Source organism: Polynucleobacter paludilacus (genome assembly GCF_018687595.1).
Taxonomy (GTDB): Bacteria; Pseudomonadota; Gammaproteobacteria; order Burkholderiales; family Burkholderiaceae; genus Polynucleobacter; species Polynucleobacter paludilacus.
Genome location: NZ_CP061298.1, coordinates 1,466,659 through 1,482,217, shown reverse-complemented (window position 1 = coordinate 1,482,217; position 15,559 = coordinate 1,466,659). Strand labels below are relative to the sequence as shown.

The 15,559-nt window shown below is 46.3% G+C and carries 13 protein-coding genes; 4 read left to right on the top strand and 9 right to left on the bottom strand.

What is annotated here, in order from left to right; all coding sequences use genetic code 11:
• Positions 1 to 13: 13 nt before the first annotated feature.
• The 5 genes from dusB to AOC06_RS07720 all read right to left on the bottom strand — a co-directional run bounded on the left by dusB (position 14) and on the right by AOC06_RS07720 (position 5,378).
• Complete coding sequence (gene dusB / locus AOC06_RS07740) at positions 14 to 1,030, bottom strand: tRNA dihydrouridine synthase DusB (RefSeq protein WP_215379962.1); 1,017 nt, start codon at positions 1,028 to 1,030, stop codon at positions 14 to 16.
• 138 nt (positions 1,031 to 1,168) lie between these two features.
• A complete protein-coding gene (locus AOC06_RS07735) occupies positions 1,169 to 2,326 on the bottom strand; it encodes an FAD-dependent monooxygenase (RefSeq protein WP_215379960.1) in 1,158 nt (385 codons plus the stop codon).
• 10 nt (positions 2,327 to 2,336) lie between these two features.
• A complete protein-coding gene (pepP, locus tag AOC06_RS07730) occupies positions 2,337 to 3,680 on the bottom strand; it encodes a Xaa-Pro aminopeptidase (RefSeq protein ID WP_215379958.1) in 1,344 nt (447 codons plus the stop codon).
• Positions 3,667 to 4,389: an N-acetylmuramate alpha-1-phosphate uridylyltransferase MurU gene (murU, locus tag AOC06_RS07725; RefSeq protein WP_215379956.1), complete on the bottom strand. Its 723-nt coding sequence runs from the start codon at positions 4,387 to 4,389 to the stop codon at positions 3,667 to 3,669. The genes pepP and murU overlap by 14 nt, the downstream gene beginning before the upstream one ends.
• Positions 4,386 to 5,378 (bottom strand): aminoglycoside phosphotransferase family protein, encoded by a 993-nt coding sequence (locus AOC06_RS07720; protein WP_215379954.1) that lies wholly within the window; start codon positions 5,376 to 5,378, stop codon positions 4,386 to 4,388. Before AOC06_RS07720 ends, murU begins: the two co-directional genes overlap by 4 nt.
• A 32-nt stretch (positions 5,379 to 5,410) precedes the next feature.
• Between AOC06_RS07720 and AOC06_RS07715 the strand changes: the two genes are divergently transcribed.
• The 4 genes from AOC06_RS07715 to rsmA are packed head-to-tail and all read left to right on the top strand — an operon-like array spanning position 5,411 to position 11,209.
• On the top strand, positions 5,411 to 7,933 hold the full coding sequence (locus AOC06_RS07715; protein WP_215379952.1) for an LPS-assembly protein LptD: 2,523 nt from the start codon (positions 5,411 to 5,413) through the stop codon (positions 7,931 to 7,933).
• On the top strand, positions 7,930 to 9,438 hold the full coding sequence (locus AOC06_RS07710; RefSeq protein ID WP_255879937.1) for a peptidylprolyl isomerase: 1,509 nt from the start codon (positions 7,930 to 7,932) through the stop codon (positions 9,436 to 9,438). The genes AOC06_RS07715 and AOC06_RS07710 overlap by 4 nt, the downstream gene beginning before the upstream one ends.
• The gene (pdxA, locus tag AOC06_RS07705; RefSeq protein ID WP_215379949.1) at positions 9,416 to 10,420 is read left to right on the top strand and encodes a 4-hydroxythreonine-4-phosphate dehydrogenase PdxA; all 1,005 of its coding nucleotides are present in this window, start codon (positions 9,416 to 9,418) and stop codon (positions 10,418 to 10,420) included. Before AOC06_RS07710 ends, pdxA begins: the two co-directional genes overlap by 23 nt.
• Positions 10,421 to 11,209 carry a 16S rRNA (adenine(1518)-N(6)/adenine(1519)-N(6))-dimethyltransferase RsmA gene (rsmA, locus tag AOC06_RS07700; protein WP_215379946.1) on the top strand — a complete coding sequence of 263 codons (789 nt, stop codon included), beginning with the start codon at positions 10,421 to 10,423 and terminating at the stop codon, positions 11,207 to 11,209.
• Here rsmA and AOC06_RS07695 read toward each other — a convergent pair.
• From AOC06_RS07695 to glyQ, 4 genes are read right to left on the bottom strand one after another with little or no spacing between them, the layout of a single operon-like run.
• Complete coding sequence (locus AOC06_RS07695) at positions 11,206 to 11,937, bottom strand: lysophospholipid acyltransferase family protein (protein WP_215381898.1); 732 nt, start codon at positions 11,935 to 11,937, stop codon at positions 11,206 to 11,208. The two genes, rsmA and AOC06_RS07695, sit on opposite strands and share 4 nt — an antisense overlap.
• 5 nt (positions 11,938 to 11,942) lie before the next feature.
• A complete protein-coding gene (gmhB, locus tag AOC06_RS07690) occupies positions 11,943 to 12,515 on the bottom strand; it encodes a D-glycero-beta-D-manno-heptose 1,7-bisphosphate 7-phosphatase (RefSeq protein WP_215336310.1) in 573 nt (190 codons plus the stop codon).
• Positions 12,512 to 14,650 (bottom strand): glycine--tRNA ligase subunit beta, encoded by a 2,139-nt coding sequence (gene glyS / locus AOC06_RS07685; protein ID WP_215379943.1) that lies wholly within the window; start codon positions 14,648 to 14,650, stop codon positions 12,512 to 12,514. Before glyS ends, gmhB begins: the two co-directional genes overlap by 4 nt.
• Entirely contained in the window at positions 14,647 to 15,534 is an 888-nt protein-coding gene (gene glyQ / locus AOC06_RS07680) for a glycine--tRNA ligase subunit alpha (RefSeq protein ID WP_215379942.1), read from the bottom strand. The genes glyS and glyQ overlap by 4 nt, the downstream gene beginning before the upstream one ends.
• Positions 15,535 to 15,559 lie beyond the last annotated feature (25 nt).

Below are 15,559 nucleotides of genomic sequence, written 5' to 3'. Positions count from 1 at the left end.
ATCAATTGCGAATTTACGCGGCTTCTAAAAAGAGGAGACGATCAGAATGAGATTTCATTTCATCAAAAAAATCATTCACCATTTGCAGTTGGGTCTTGCAATCATCGGCGGTATTCATCTTCTGCCTAAAGTGATGAGAATTACGCAAACCCTTGCAATACCAGCCAATATGCTTTCGTGCAGTACGTAGACCAATGTATTCACCATAAAAAGCGTAATGATCGAGCAAGTGTTCGTTCATGATGTCTTGAATCTCAGCAATCTCGGGCGTCGGCAAGGTTTCACCAGTAGCAAGATAGTGCGCGATTTCTCGAAAGATCCAAGGGCGACCTTGCGCAGCACGACCAATCATGATGGCATCAGCACCAGTCAGTTTTAAAACTTGAGCTGCTTTTTCTGGAGTAGTGATATCACCATTCGCTACCACCGGAATTCGTGCACTATTTTTTACGGCTTGAATCGTTTCATATTCTGCTGCTCCGTGATACAAATCCGCGCGAGTACGTCCATGAATAGTCAACATAGAGATGCCAGATTGCTCTGCAAGTTTTGCTACAGCTAGTGCATTTTTATGCTCACGATCCCAGCCAGTCCGAATTTTCAGAGTAACTGGAACTGCATCAGGACCAACTCCAACAGCCTTGACTACCGCTTCAATGATTTGTTGCACCAATGGCTCATCCCGCAATAAGGCAGAGCCAGCGGCAACATTACAGACTTTTTTCGCTGGGCAACCCATATTAATGTCAATGATTTGAGCGCCATGATCTACGTTGAGTTTGGCAGCAGCAGCCATCATGGCTGGGTCAGCGCCAGCAATCTGCACCGCAATCGGCTTGAATTCGCCTTGGTGATTTGCGCGGCGCTGAGTCTTCTCACTATTCCACAAGAGCGCATTAGAGGCGATCATTTCGGATACCGCATAACCAGCGCCGAGTTTTTTACAGAGCTGACGAAAAGGTCGATCTGTCACTCCTGCCATCGGGGCAACGAAGAGCTGATTGGCGAGCTGATGAGGACCGATTTTCATGTATTTAGACGTGGCTAAAAAGGCAGTTTGAGCTGATGGGAAAGGGTGTAACTTTAGCACAGGCGTCCCTAGATTTGCCTAAATTTTAGGCAAATTAATGCTTGTATTTGAATGACCATAGAGCTGCTTTAAAGGCTGCTAGCGCCTTCCAAACATCATTTGACGGGCAAGTGCGGTCTTTACGGGTGGAAGCCATTGAAGAGCCGATAAAGCGAGGCCCCTGGCAAGTACGACGGGGATTAGGTTTGAAGTAAAGACTCTGGCCATCATATCCGTGAGACCAATCGTTGCTTTTCGATCTACTTGCCGGCTTTGGGCATATTCAGACAGTGCATGCTCGATTGCTTGCGCGCTTGCTCCTTGTGCAGATCTGGCAAATACGCCGCTGAGTTTTTCTGAGAGGAGATAGGCGTCTCGCAGACCCAAATTCAAACCCTGTCCTGCAACTGGGTGCAGGGTTTGAGCCGCATTGCCGATCCAAACGGTATTGCCTTGATGAATCTGTTTGCGGTAATTTAGACCTAAATCGTAAAAGCGACGATCTTGTATTTTAAGAAAGCGCCCAATCCGTGTGCCAAATTCACTCTCCAGGGCAGAGAGAAATTCTGCATCCTTTAAGGCAAGCCGTTTTTTGGTGGACTCAGGAGAGCCGCACCAGACAAGATTCAAAATATTGTTGCCATAGTGGCTGGGAAGAACTGCTAAGGGGCCCTCAGAAGTAAACCGCTCCCATGCCATATGCGGGGTTGCTGTTTCCACTTCAACTAGGCCAACTAATGCAGCTTGGCCGTAGTCGCGACCAGATTCAACCCAATCTTGGGTTTTAAATAATCCTCCTTCGGCATGAACAATGCATTTAGCTTCGATTGTTGGTAATACCTCAGCTGCATCAATATGTTGCCAAGAAAAATTTTGACTATTCTTTTGCAGAGTGCGCAGCGCATTGCGTAATGCCAGATGAATATCTCGGTAGCGAACAATATGACCAAGCGCATCTTGCTTGAGCTCTTCTCTCGTCATCAGAGCGCGACCAAAGCGGCCAGCTTGAGACACATGCACTTGATGAATGGGTGCGCTCTCGTTAGGCCAGGCACCAATCGTATCGAGTAAAAGCTTACTGCCGTGAGAGAGGGCGATACCTCTAGTATCGGCAGAACCTAGATCCTGATCGTTTCCTGGATTGCGATCGAGGAGAGTAAGTCGAGCTTCCGGATGCTTTTGCAGAGTCCATGCGGCACAAGCCAGACCAACGGGACCACCACCTAAAATCAGAATATCGCAAGCAAGGCTTTTCATCGGATCACGATTACTGGCGCATGAGGGATTCGATTTCTTCGGCCTTAACGGGCACTCCACGAGAAATCAATTCACAACCTGAAGCAGTGACAACGGCATCATCTTCAATCCGGATGCCAATGTTCCAAAAGGCTTCGGATATATCTTCTGCTGGCCTGATGTAGAGGCCGGGCTCAATAGTGAGAGTCATATTGGGCTGAAGAATGCGCCAAGGTTTATCGGTATGAGTGCTAGCCTCTCTGTAGGAGCCCACATCATGAACGTCCATTCCCAGCCAATGTGAAGTGCGGTGCATATAAAAGCGACGATAGGCACCGGTTTCGATGGCATTTTCTAGGGAGCCCAATTCAGCAAGCTTGAGAAGCTTTTCATCCAGCAGTCCTTGCGTTAATACTTTGATAGCAGCATCATGCGGCTGAATAAAAGTATTGCCGGGACGAGTTTCTGCAATGGCCGCTTCTTGAGCATGCAAAGTGATCTCATACAAAGCCCGCTGAGGACCGGTAAATTTTCCATTCACAGGAAAGGTGCGAGTAATGTCAGAGGCATAACTATCGAGTTCGCAGCCTGCATCAATCAGACATAAATCGCCGCTCTGCAATTGTGCATTGCCAGCTCGGTAATGGAGAATGCAAGCGTTCTCGCCAGTAGCCACGATGCTGTTATAGGCTACGCTTTGCGAGCCGTGAAAACGAAATTCGTGAAGGAGTTCAGCTTCGAGTTGGTATTCACGCATGCCGGGCTTACAGGCTTGCATCGCCCGAATGTGGGCGCGTGCCGAAATGGCTGCTGCCCGTCTCATGATGTCGATTTCATGAGCATCTTTGAATAAGCGCATTTCATGAATCAGCGCATCAACATCATGAAATTGCGTTGGTGGATTCAAGCCTGAGCGACTTTGTTTGCGTACTTGTTCCATCCAATGTCTTAGGCGACGATCTGATTCCGCATTCTCGGCCAAGCGAAAATAGATTGCTTCATGCCTGCTCAATAATTCACTGAGTTTGGTATCTAACTCTTGGTTGCTGTAGGCAAACTCCAGTCCCAGCGATTCAGGTGCGGCATCTGGTCCCAGTCGGATCCCATCCCAAATTTCTCTTTCAAGATCTTTTGGACGACAAAATAGGTGTGACTCAACTGACTTATCCTGCACGATGATTACTAGGGTTGCTCCTGGCTCATCAAAGCCAGTGAGATAAAAGAAATCACTGTCATGGCGATAAGGAAATTCACTATCCCGACTACGAGCCACTTCTGGTGCAGTTGAGATGATTGCGATACCGCTACCCGTTTTAGACCGGATCTGCTCTGAGAGTTTTAATCTGCGAGATTGGTAAATTTCAGCTTGATGCATATGCCGCATTGAGTTCTTGTAAACGTTGAGGTGTACCGACATCGTGCCACGGACCGAGATATTTTTCACCGAGAATCTGATTTCTACCCATGGCCTCCCTCAAAAGAGGGGCTAATTTAGCCGATGCCCCACTTTGGATATGAGTGAATAGACTGTAGTGATAGATCCCGATGCCTGAGAAGGTGAGTTTTTCTGCATTAGGTGAGGGGTTATCTTGAATGACCCCATCTCGTAGATAAAAGTCACCATTGGGATGCTGAATCGGATTGGGCACCATCACTAGGTAGGCCAAAGGTTTTGCAGGATTGACTCTTAAAGTAGACATTTGTTCTAAAAGAGCCTCAATGGGAAAGTCGGGACAGAAAACATCTCCATTAATGACTAGTAAATAATCCTTTGGTTTCAGCAGTTCCAAGGCTTTATGAATGCCACCCGCGGTTTCCAGTGCGGTACCTTCTCGAGAATATTCAATATGTAAGCCAAATTGAGCCCCGTCACCCAGCGCATCTTCAATTTTTTCTCCAAGCCAAGCGTGATTAATCACCACTTCCTTGATTCCTGCTTTGCTGAGTAAGTTAAGGTGTCTTTCTAATAAAGATTGATTACCAATCTTCAGTAATGGCTTAGGTAATTCATCTGTAAGAGGGCGCATACGTTCACCTCTACCCGCAGCAAGCAAAAGACACGGAAGTGCAGAAAATTGACTCATCTACGAGTAGATTCCAAAAGACGAGCAAGTGGTCTTAACTCGATATAGCGATTGGCTGTTGCAATCGCGTATTCCAAGACGAGGGGAATATCTTTTAGATAAGCATCTTTGCCATCGCGATGAAATAGCCTTGCAAAGATACCTAAGATTTTGAGATGACGTTGCAGTCCCATCCATTCGAAATCGCGATAAAACTCACCAAAATCTTCTGGCATTGCAAGGCCAGCTTTTCTTCCAGCTTCCCAAAAGTGAATCACCCAGTCTAAAACCTTCTCTTCAGGCCATGCAATATAGGCATCACGCCAAAGCGATGCAGCATCGTAAGTAATTGGGCCATACACTGCATCTTGAAAGTCAATCACGCCCGGATTGTTCTGTTCTGTAACCATCAAATTACGTGAATGGTAGTCGCGATGAACATAGACTTTGGCTTGTGCTAGATTATTTTGAATGATGTGATCAAAAGCCTCTTGGATGAGCTGTTCTTGTTTTAAATCCAATTGAATACCAAGATGCTTATTTAAATACCACTCTGGAAAGAGTTGGAGCTCGCGCAGTAAAAGAGCGGCATCATAGTTTGGAAGTACATCTGGTTTGCTGGCTAATTGCATTTTGATCAATGCCTGAGTTGCATCTTCATAAAGCCAGTTTGCTGAGTCAGGATTGAGCTCTGCAAGATAGGTTTTTCTACCCAAATCATTGAGCAAAAGAAAGCCCTCAGCGATATTTTTTTCCAGGATTTTGGGAACATTAAGACCCGCATTTTCAAGTAATAGGTCAACCTGAATAAACTCGTCTAAGGGCTCATGTTCAGGCGGGGCATCCATGACGATCAAAGTCTCAAAATGAGGGGTTTTGGACGCAATTCGGAAATACCTCCGAAAACTAGCATCAGCAGAAGCCGGTGCCAAACTGGCAAGGCCTAATTGCCAGCTAGGCTCTAGGCCTTTTAGCCATTTGCGCAGGGTGTCTAAGCGTATGTCGGTCATGTCGATTCGTATAATAAGGCGGGTCAAGATCCATGAGTCATTATCGCCGTCGCGCCGGCCTTTGCGCCCCTCTTTCTAGTAAGCTAATCCTGCGCGTTTTGATGGGGTTAGGTTTGCTTGGGCTGGCTACTCATTCGATTGCCCAGGCCCCCGCTCCATTACCCCTCAATTCTCAATCATCCGTAGGCTCTATTTTAATTCCTGATCGAGGCGATGTAACGGTTTTGAAATTGGATGATCAATTGCGTGTAGGCAAGCCTATTCCAGATGGCAAGGCTTTAACTTTTACATCAAGCGATGCGATTGATGGGTTGGTTGATCGAGATATGCATTTGATTGGTCGCGCACAAATCCGTCGTAATGGCGCCGTCATGAAAGCCGATGAAATTTCTTACGACCCGGATAGTGATGTGGCGACATTAATTGGCAATGCCGAATTAATTAAAGGAAACACTGCCTTTAAGGGACCTACTGCACGCTTTAATGTCGATGCCCGTGAGGGTGAGATGGAAACGCCGAATTATGAGTTGCGTGATTCCCATGCAAATGGAAATGCAAAAAAACTAACAATCCAAAGTGCCGATGTATTTGTGTTTGATAACGCAACCTATACAACCTGTAATCCAGAAAATCTCGATTGGTATTTCACGGCCAGCAAAATTGAAATCGATAACGAGCAAAAAGAAATGACTGGTACTAACGGGGTGATGCGATTCTTTGATGTACCAATTGCCTATGTGCCGTATTTCTCTGTTCCCACTTCTGGCCAGCGGCGTTCTGGTTTATTGGCTCCAGTCGCTGGGTATAACTCTAATAATGGTATTGATGTCACACAGCCGTATTACGTCAATATTGCACCTAATCGAGATCTTCTATTGCTGCCAAGGGTAATGGGGCAGCGCGGAACCCAATTAGGTGCTCAATATCGTTTTTTGGATACAAGTGAAGCTGGCGCATTAGGGGGCGACTATTTACCTTACGATCGAAAAACAGGGACTAACCGTTGGCGCTATGACTGGCAACAAAGAGAAAACTTCAATGGCGCTCTGAGTCAAAACGGCATCCCCATTCCAGGGGCTTGGACTGGTTATGCCAATATCGCCCGGGTTTCAGACAATTTATATCCAACTGACTTCTCGCAAAGTATTGCTGGTGCAGTGACTAGCCAGTTTCGTCAAGAAGTTGGTACGAATAAACAGCTCACTGATAGCTTGAGTAATTGGAATGTCTCTGCCCGCGCTTTAACTTTCCAGACGCTCCAACCAGACCCGACGAATATTGTTCAGTCACCCTACAACATCATGCCGAATGTCACTGCTACCTATAACAATCGGCTTACACCAACAGCTGCCGATGTGAGTGGTAAGTATGTAACTTTACCTAGCGGCCCTGCTACAACCTTCTCTACCGATTACACACGCTTTGCATACAACATCGGCGGAAATTTAGCTGCTACCGCTCCTGGTGTTTATAGCCAAGCTGATCGAACAGTTATCAAAGGTGCAATGGCGTTACCCCAGGTTACTCCTGGTTACTACATCACACCGAAAGTCAGCTTTCAGTCTAATACCTATAACGCGACTGCTTTTAATAACAGTACTGTAGCGCCCGCTCAAGGCTTTGTATTACCTACTTTTAGTTTGGACTCGGGTGTGGCTTATGAACGCGATGCGGCAGAGCTGAAAAGTTTTTTTGGCAGAGATATGCTCCTCACTATGGAGCCTCGCGCATTCTACGTATACACACCATATCAGGATCAAACTAATACACCGCTATTCGATACTGCAGATGGTGGCTTCGGCCTCATTCAGGTTTTTAGTGAAAATAATTTTATTGGTAACGACCGTATTGCTGACAATAATAAATTGACTGGGGGCGTTACGAGCCGCATGATTGAAGCAAATACAGGCGCCGAAAGAGCCTCGGTAACGCTCGCCCAACGTCAGCAATTTACGGCACAACGGGTAGGCTTGAATGGCACGATTGCTAATCCTTCAACATACCAAGATACCTTGGGCTCTGCATCTGTCCGATTGCTGGGTAACTTGAGTGTTGATGCATTTGGAGACTATAACGCCCAGCTCAATCAGTTTGTTCAAACTACTGCGGGGACTAGTTGGCGACCCACGCCAGGCAGAAGCTTAAATATCGGCTATCGTAATGTGTATACCCCGCCTGTTCAGGCTTCTGCGCAAAATAATCAAGCATACACACCCGGCGCGACCACCACTAATCAATACAATATCTCTGGACAATGGCCGCTCACGCGCGAGTTATCAGTTTTAGGGCGCTGGGGTTACGATGCTTTAGCAGGTAAAACCTTGAATTCCTTAGCAGCACTAGAGTGGACCCGAGATTGCTGGACCTTTAGAGGCGCGTATTCTCAGGTAGTGAATACTTCGCAACTCATGACTACCCAGGTGCTCTTCCAGGTTGAATTTAGGGGTTTTGCTAGCGCTGGCAGTAATCCAGTTGATATCATGAAGCTTAATGTACCTGGATATATGCCAACTTCGAAGCCCATACCCCCTTCAATTTATGAGAATTATCAATGATGCATTCCAGAATTCGTTTTAGACAGACTCTTTTTGCTACGATATTTTTGGGGCTTGCTTGCTTGTCGACTTTTTCATTTGCTCAAACAGCAGCGGTGCCAAAAAAGGCTGGTGCAAATAGCGAGAGTACTAGTGCTAACGCTAGCTCTGAAAGCAAGGTTCGAGATATTGACGGTGTTGCAGCAGTAGTTAATACTGGGTTTATTACCCGTAAGGAAATAGACGATCGTATTGCTAGCTTACAAAAGCAAGGCGCAAAACTTCCCTCGGATACTGCTACTTTGCGTAAGGCCATCCTAGACCGTCTCATTATTGAAAAAGTTCAACTTCAAGAAGCTGAGCAAGATGGCGTGACCGTTAGTCAAAAAGAGCTTAACAAAATTATAGATGACATCATTGCTAGAAATAAAACTACTTTTGCAGACTTTAAGGCTAAGGTAGTTGCATCAGGCATGAGCTTTGATCGATATAAAGAGATGCTTCGAAATGATATTGTGATGAGCCGGTATCGTGAGCGTGAAGTTGAATCTAAGATCAAGATATCAGATGCTGAGATCGATAATTTCATCGCTGAGCAATCAATGGGAAAAGGCGCTGCAGCTAGACCAGTATCAAGTTCTCCAGTCGCCGCTAATGGCGTTGATGAAATTGATATCGCACAAATTTTTGTTCCCATAGACCCCAATGCAGGAGCTGGCACTCAGGCGGAGGCGAAGAAAAAAGCAGAAACTCTCTTACGAGATGCTCGTGGTGATGTCGATTTTCTTAAACTAGGTGAAATGGCCTCTAAAGAAAATCCGAAGATTAAATTTCAAGAGCTCGGCTATCGGACTCCAGATCGCTTACCTCAATTATTTTATGAGGCAGTCAGAAATATTGGTGGAGGCCAACTTGCGAATAATGTAGTCAAGAGCCCCGCAGGCTACCATGTTTTAAAAGTGCTTGATCGTCGATCTGCATCAGCCCCACAATCACAACAAGCGCCTCCTCAGCAGCCGGATCAAGAGCCAGCAACTTCTGGTGCGCCACAAAATATTATGATTACCCAAACCTTATCTCGCCACATTTTGCTCAAGAATCGAGCTGGATTAAGTGACCAAGATGCTGAAAGACGTTTGGCTGGCTATCGAGCGCAGGTGGTTGCTAAAACAGCCGACTTTGGCGATCTTGCTAAGAAGTATTCGGAGGACGGATCTGCCGCTAATGGCGGTAATTTAGGATGGATGGGCCCTGGTGAATTAGTTCCAGAGTTCGAACAAGCAATGAATCGCTTGCAGATTGGTGAAGTTAGCCCACCAGTTAAAACTGAGTTTGGCTGGCATTTGATTCAAGTTTTAGAGCGCCGCCAGGCTGAGCTAACCACTGAGAAACAGCGTGAGTTTGCAAAAGCCGCAATCCGCCAAAGAAAGTTCGAGCAGGCTTATCAAGATTGGCTCCGTCAGCTACGCGATTCTGCAACGGTGAAAATTTTGAACGTTGAAGATGCAGCCACCGGTAATCGTTAAATTAGCTGTTACCACAGGTGAGCCCTCAGGCATCGGCCCCGAGGTTTCCTTGGCTGCGGCAGTCCAATTTTTAAAAGAGCAAACTGATCTTGAAATTACCCTAGTGGGTTGCAGCGATCTTTTGTCAGCTTCAAATTCGGTGGATCCAAAAATACGAGAGCGTTTGCATATTCATCATGTACCGTTGATTGAGCCGGTTAAATTTGGTGAGTTAAATCCTGTAAATGCTCCTTATGTCTTAAGCACCCTAGATTTCGCAATCGATCGTTGTTTGCAGGGTCAGTTTGATGCGATGGTAACTGCGCCTCTTCAAAAGAGTGTCATCAATCTCGCGGGAACCCCCTTTACAGGCCACACTGAGTATCTGGCAGAGCGTTGCGGTGTAAAGCATGTCGTGATGATGCTCTGTGCTGAACTTCAGGCAGGTGTTTTAGGTTTGCAAACTGCTCAGCAGTTAAGAGTTGCTCTGGCAACAACCCACTTACCATTAAAAGAAGTTTCAGCTGCTTTGAGCTGTAATTTTCTTTTTGAAACGATTCAAATTATTGAGCATGATTTACGTTCTAAATTTGGTATTGCAAATCCTCGAATACGGGTTGCTGGATTGAATCCCCATGCTGGAGAATCTGGCTATCTTGGTCGGGAAGAGGTTGATCAGATTATTCCTGCAATTCATTTAGCGCGTGATGCAGGAATCGCGGTATCAGGTCCTTATCCGGGCGACACGATGTTTGATGTTCAATCCCTGAATAAAACAGATGCCTTCTTGGCTATGTATCACGATCAAGGTTTGGCACCATTTAAATTTGTTAGTTTCGGCAGCGGTGTTAACGTTACATTGGGTTTGCCAATGATTCGTACTTCAGTAGATCATGGTACGGCTCTTGATATTGCTGGAAAAGGCCTAGCCGATCATCGCAGCATGTTAGAGGCACTCCGGTTGGCCTACTCACTAGCACTGCATCACAATAGCTTGTTATAGATGCATCGCGCCCGAAAACGATTTGGCCAAAATTTCTTGCAGGATAACGGCATTATTCATGCCATCGTCGCTCTGATTCATCCTGCTGCAGATTCGCACATCATTGAAATCGGACCAGGCTTAGGTGCGTTAACTCGCCCCTTATTAGCCAATCTAGATCATCTAGATCTTCTAGAGATCGATCGAGACCTCGTTGCGTACTGGAGACAAGAAAATTTACCAGGGCTCAATGTCATAGAGGGCGATGCACTTCAGTTTAATTTTTCTGAATGGGCAAAACAGCGAGGCACCCATCAGGGTCAATGTAAGGTCGTAGGCAATCTACCTTACAACATCTCTTCACCACTCCTATTTCATTTGGTATCGGCAGCCAGCCAGATTGATGAGCAAGTATTTATGTTGCAAGCAGAGGTGGTGGAAAGAATGGTTGCACCAGCCGGCAGCTCTGACTTTAGTCGGCTCTCTGTCATGCTGCAGGCTCGTTATCATATGGAGCAGGTATTAGAGGTTCCACCTGAAGCTTTTGATCCTCAGCCTAAGGTGAATTCTGCAGTAGTCAGAATGATTCCCCGTACAGATTTTGACTTAAGTTCTCAGGAGTGGAGCGCCCTTGAAAAAGTGGTAGCAGCAGCCTTTGCTCAGAGACGTAAAATGTTGCGGACTAATTTACAGGCCTATGCCGATCGTTTAAGTCTGGGTGAGCATGAGCTCAAAGCTAGAGCGCAGGATATTTCGGTAGATCGTTATATTGCGTGGGCTAAATTATTAGCCAATAGAATCTCAGCTTAGTAAGCGCTCGGATCTATTTTTCTCATCTCTGCTTCAATCCAGCCTTCAACTTCTTGATGGAGTTGGTCACCAGATTTTCCTGCAGAAGCAAGCGCGGGGCCAATTGAGAAGATGACGGTGCCAGGGTATTTCATGAAGCTATTGCGTGGCCAGAAGTGCCCAGCATTATGGGCAATCGGAATCACGATAGCACCAGTGGCACTAGCAAGACGAGCTCCGCCTTTGCGATAGGGCTTATGAGAGCCGACGGGGGTTCTAGTACCCTCAGGGAACATCAATATCCATTTGCCTTCACTTAGGCGTTTGCGACCTTGGCTTGCAACAGAAAGTGCTGCCGTTTCTTTGCTAGCTCGATTAATGTGGATCATTTTGAGTAGAGCCAAGGCCCAGCCAAAAAATGGAATCCACAAGAGCTCACGCTTAAATACAAAACACAGTTGTTTAGGAAGCAAGGCAATGTAAGCGATCGTCTCATAAGCAGATTGGTGTTTGCTGAGAACGACGACCGGTTGATCTAGTGCAGCCAGCATATTCTCCATGCCCCGAATCTCAAAACGAATGCCACAGAGATGCTTCAGAACGTATATGACCACCTTATTCCATAGCCCAATAAAGCGATAGCGATTCTCTGGGTTGAGAAAAGGAAAAGCCAGCATACACAGCACGGACCAAATCGGCGTAAAGACCAGCAAGAAGAGAGTGAAAAGAGTTGAGCGTATGAAAGTCATCATCTTTATGCTACGCCCTTGAGAAAGCTATTGGCAAAAGCCAGAAGGTCTTGGTGGATTTCGGTTCCTTCAGGCAGGTTTCCCCCCGCTAGAGTCTTTTGGCCCTTGCCAGTGAGAACAAGATGAGGTGAAGCGCCTAGGGCAACTCCGGCTTGAAGGTCTCGAAGGGAATCGCCAACCACAGGAATGCCTTCCAAGGGATGTTTGTGCTGATTTCTGTGGTATCGCAAAGCGATTTCTTTCATCATTCCTGGTGCAGGTTTACGACAGTCGCATGCATGTGCATCGATGTGTGGGCAAAAGAAGATGCTATCAATATGCCCTCCTAGGGGCTTGAGTAAATGAGCCATCTTGTTATGCATGGCATGTAAATCACTGATGCTAAAGAAACCGCGCGCTAAGCCAGACTGGTTGGTTGCAATTGCAATTTGGTAGCCAGCTTGATTGAGTAGGGCGATAGCCTCTAAGCTACCTGGTAGCGGAATCCATTCATCAACAGATTTGACGTAGTCATCTCGATCTTCGTTAATCACGCCATCGCGGTCGAGAATAATGAATTTAGAAGAGCTATTGCTCATGCTAATTTGCCGAGATCTGCGACTAAATTCATTTTTTGGTGTAGTTCTTGTAAAAGGGCTAGGCGGTTATCGCGTAATTTTGGATCAGGATCCATCACCATGACGTCCGCGAAGAACTGATCGATCGGGTCACTCAAAGCAACTAATGCTTTTAATAGCTCAACAAATTGATGTTTTGCATAAGCCAAATCAAGACTGGGTTTTAATGCCTCAAAAGCTTGATGCAATGCAATTTCTGCAGGAACCTGCAAAAGCTTTTCTGAACAAGTGTCGGGAATGGCAGTGGTGGTCTTTTTCAGAATATTGCTAATGCGCTTGTTAGCAGCCGCCAATTGGCCGGCTTGTGTGAGGGCATTGAATGCTCTTAAAGCGGACAGACGGGCGATGATGTCATTGATATGTTCTGGTGCTTGGCTCAAGACAGCTTCAATTTCAGGGTTGGTAAAGGGTTTGCCGCCAATTGCTTGATCGCGAAGATAAGCACGCAAGCGGTCCAGAATAAATTCATTGATTTCAGTAACTTGGGCTTTTTCCTGAACTTCCTTTTGCGCAAATTGTTGGCGCGCTAGTTCAATTAGGGTCGGCAGACTCAAAGACAGATTTTTTTCTAACAGCAAGCGACAGATACCCAGTGCATGACGTCGCAGTGCGTAAGGGTCTTTATCGCCTGTGGGGGCTAGCCCAACCCCCCAAATGCCGACTAAGGTTTCTAGTTTGTCAGCGATTGCCAGGATAGTTCCAGTTTGAGTGCTTGGCAAAGCATCACCAGCAAAGCGTGGCATATAGTGCTCACTGCAAGCTGCTGCTACCTCATCATTTTCTTTATCGAGAGTCGCATAGTAGCGACCCATGATTCCCTGAAGCTCTGGGAACTCACCCACCATATCAGTCAGCAAATCCGTTTTAGCAATCTCAGCTGCTCTAGTAGCAAGGGTTTCTTTCCATCCGAGTAATTTGGCGATACCAAGCGCAATCGCTTGAACCCGCTTGGTGCGATCGAGTTGATTACCCAATTGATTGTGATACACCACTCTTGCGAGATCATTTACTCGAGAGGCTAAGGAACGCTTTTGATCTTGATGGAAAAAGAAGCGTGCGTCAGATAAACGGGGGCGCACCACACGTTCATTCCCTGAAATGATTGCTGCAGGCTGATCAGTTTGAATATTGGAGACAATTAAGAAGCGGTTTCTGAGCTTGCCTTGTTTATCCGTTAATGCAAAATATTTCTGATTGGTTTGCATCGTCAGAATTAAACATTCTTGTGGAACGTCTAAAAACTCAGCATCAAAATGACACTCATAAATTGCTGGCCACTCAACTAGGGCTGTCACTTCATCAAGCAGGCCGTCTGGCATCAGCACCAGATCATCACCTGCAGTCTTGAGTAGTGCCGCCTCAATTTGTTGGCGACGTTTTGTAAAGCTGGGAACAATTTTTCCCTTGGTCTCGAGTGAGGTTTCGTATTGATCGGCACTCTCAATGTTGATTGCCCCAGGAGATAAAAAGCGATGTCCATCGGTTTTATTTCCTGAATCAATTCCTAGGGCGCTGATCTGAAGCGGACTATTACCATGTAAAGCCACAATGCCATGCACTGGACGGGCAAATTGAACATCGACCAAGTCGCCATTGGCGCGTGTGACTTGATAATGCATCATCTTAGCGACCGGTAATTTACTCAGAGTTTGTTCGAGCGCTTGTTGTACCGTGGGCTCTAGAGCTGCACCTTTTGCAACTACATTTAAATAGAGTGCTTCATTCTTCCCTTCACCCGATTTCTCTAAGGTAGAAAGATCAATGTCAGCATAACCTAGGCTAGCCAGTTTCTTTAGTAATGGGGCGGTAGCTTGACCCTGCGCATCATAGGCAATAGAAATAGGAAGTAATTTTTCTCGGACTGGATAATCGGGAGCTTGATTAAGCACCTCTGTGATGTGGACTGCCAAGCGACGGGGGCTTGCAAACCCAGTGACGATAGATTGTTCGCTCAACAGGCCTGCTACTTTAAGGGAATCCGTAATCCCATCACTAAAAGCCTGACCTAAACGACGTAAGGATTTGGGAGGCAGCTCTTCTGTAAATACTTCAAGTAGAAGGCTGGCTGAAGTAGGGCCGGGATTCAATGTACTCATGATTTAGTGGAACTGCGTTGACACATCGGAAAGCCCAATTTCTCGCGAGACTCGAAGTAGGCTTGCGCCACTGCACGGGAAAGATTCCGAATTCGACCGATATAGGCAGCCCGCTCGGTAACCGAAATGGCTCCACGCGCATCCAGCAAATTAAAAGTGTGGGCGGCTTTGAGAACCATTTCATAAGCGGGTAAGGCTAGAGGTACTTCCATTAAGCGTTTTGCCTCACCCTCATAATTACTGAAGTTCGCAAAGAGTAAATCGGTATTGGAGTGTTCGAAGTTGTAAGAAGACTGCTCAACTTCGTTCTGGTGATACACGTCACCATAGGAGATGCCGTCTGCCCAAACAAGATCGAAAACATTCGAACAATTCTGGATATACATCGCCAGGCGCTCAATACCATAGGTTATTTCACCAAGTACGGGCCTACAGTCAATACCACCAACTTGTTGGAAGTAGGTAAATTGTGTGACTTCCATACCGTTGAGCCAAACTTCCCAACCTAAGCCCCAGGCACCGAGGGTAGGATTTTCCCAATCATCCTCGACGAAGCGAACATCATTTTCTTTAAGATCTAAACCGAGCGCTGCCAGTGATCCTAAATAGAGCTCTAGGATGTTTGCTGGAGCTGGCTTGAGCACCACTTGATATTGGTAGTAGTGTTGCAAGCGATTGGGGTTCTCGCCATAACGACCGTCTTTTGGGCGGCGGGATGGCTGAACATAAGCAGCCTTCCAGGGCTCAGGACCAATTGCCCTTAAAAAGGTGGCGGTATGCGATGTGCCTGCGCCAACCTCAAGGTCAATAGGCTGAAGTAGGGCGCAACCTTGTTGGTCCCAATACTCTTGAAGTTTAAGAATGATTTGCTGAAATGTAAGCATGTTTAACCTAGCTAAGCCATTGATT

Bases quoted from the DNA above. Each gene is read 5' to 3' on its own strand.
- dusB (WP_215379962.1), bottom strand. From the start codon at position 1,030: ATGAAAATCGGTCCTCATCAGCTCGCCAATCAGCTCTTCGTTGCCCCG.
- AOC06_RS07735 (WP_215379960.1), bottom strand. From the start codon at position 2,326: ATGAAAAGCCTTGCTTGCGATATTCTGATTTTAGGTGGTGGTCCCGTT.
- pepP (WP_215379958.1), bottom strand. From the start codon at position 3,680: ATGCATCAAGCTGAAATTTACCAATCTCGCAGATTAAAACTCTCAGAG.
- murU (WP_215379956.1), bottom strand. From the start codon at position 4,389: ATGAGTCAATTTTCTGCACTTCCGTGTCTTTTGCTTGCTGCGGGTAGA.
- AOC06_RS07720 (WP_215379954.1), bottom strand. From the start codon at position 5,378: ATGACCGACATACGCTTAGACACCCTGCGCAAATGGCTAAAAGGCCTA.
- AOC06_RS07715 (WP_215379952.1), top strand. From the start codon at position 5,411: ATGAGTCATTATCGCCGTCGCGCCGGCCTTTGCGCCCCTCTTTCTAGT.
- AOC06_RS07710 (WP_255879937.1), top strand. From the start codon at position 7,930: ATGATGCATTCCAGAATTCGTTTTAGACAGACTCTTTTTGCTACGATA.
- pdxA (WP_215379949.1), top strand. From the start codon at position 9,416: ATGCAGCCACCGGTAATCGTTAAATTAGCTGTTACCACAGGTGAGCCC.
- rsmA (WP_215379946.1), top strand. From the start codon at position 10,421: ATGCATCGCGCCCGAAAACGATTTGGCCAAAATTTCTTGCAGGATAAC.
- AOC06_RS07695 (WP_215381898.1), bottom strand. From the start codon at position 11,937: ATGACTTTCATACGCTCAACTCTTTTCACTCTCTTCTTGCTGGTCTTT.
- gmhB (WP_215336310.1), bottom strand. From the start codon at position 12,515: ATGAGCAATAGCTCTTCTAAATTCATTATTCTCGACCGCGATGGCGTG.
- glyS (WP_215379943.1), bottom strand. From the start codon at position 14,650: ATGAGTACATTGAATCCCGGCCCTACTTCAGCCAGCCTTCTACTTGAA.
- glyQ (WP_215379942.1), bottom strand. From the start codon at position 15,534: ATGCTTACATTTCAGCAAATCATTCTTAAACTTCAAGAGTATTGGGAC.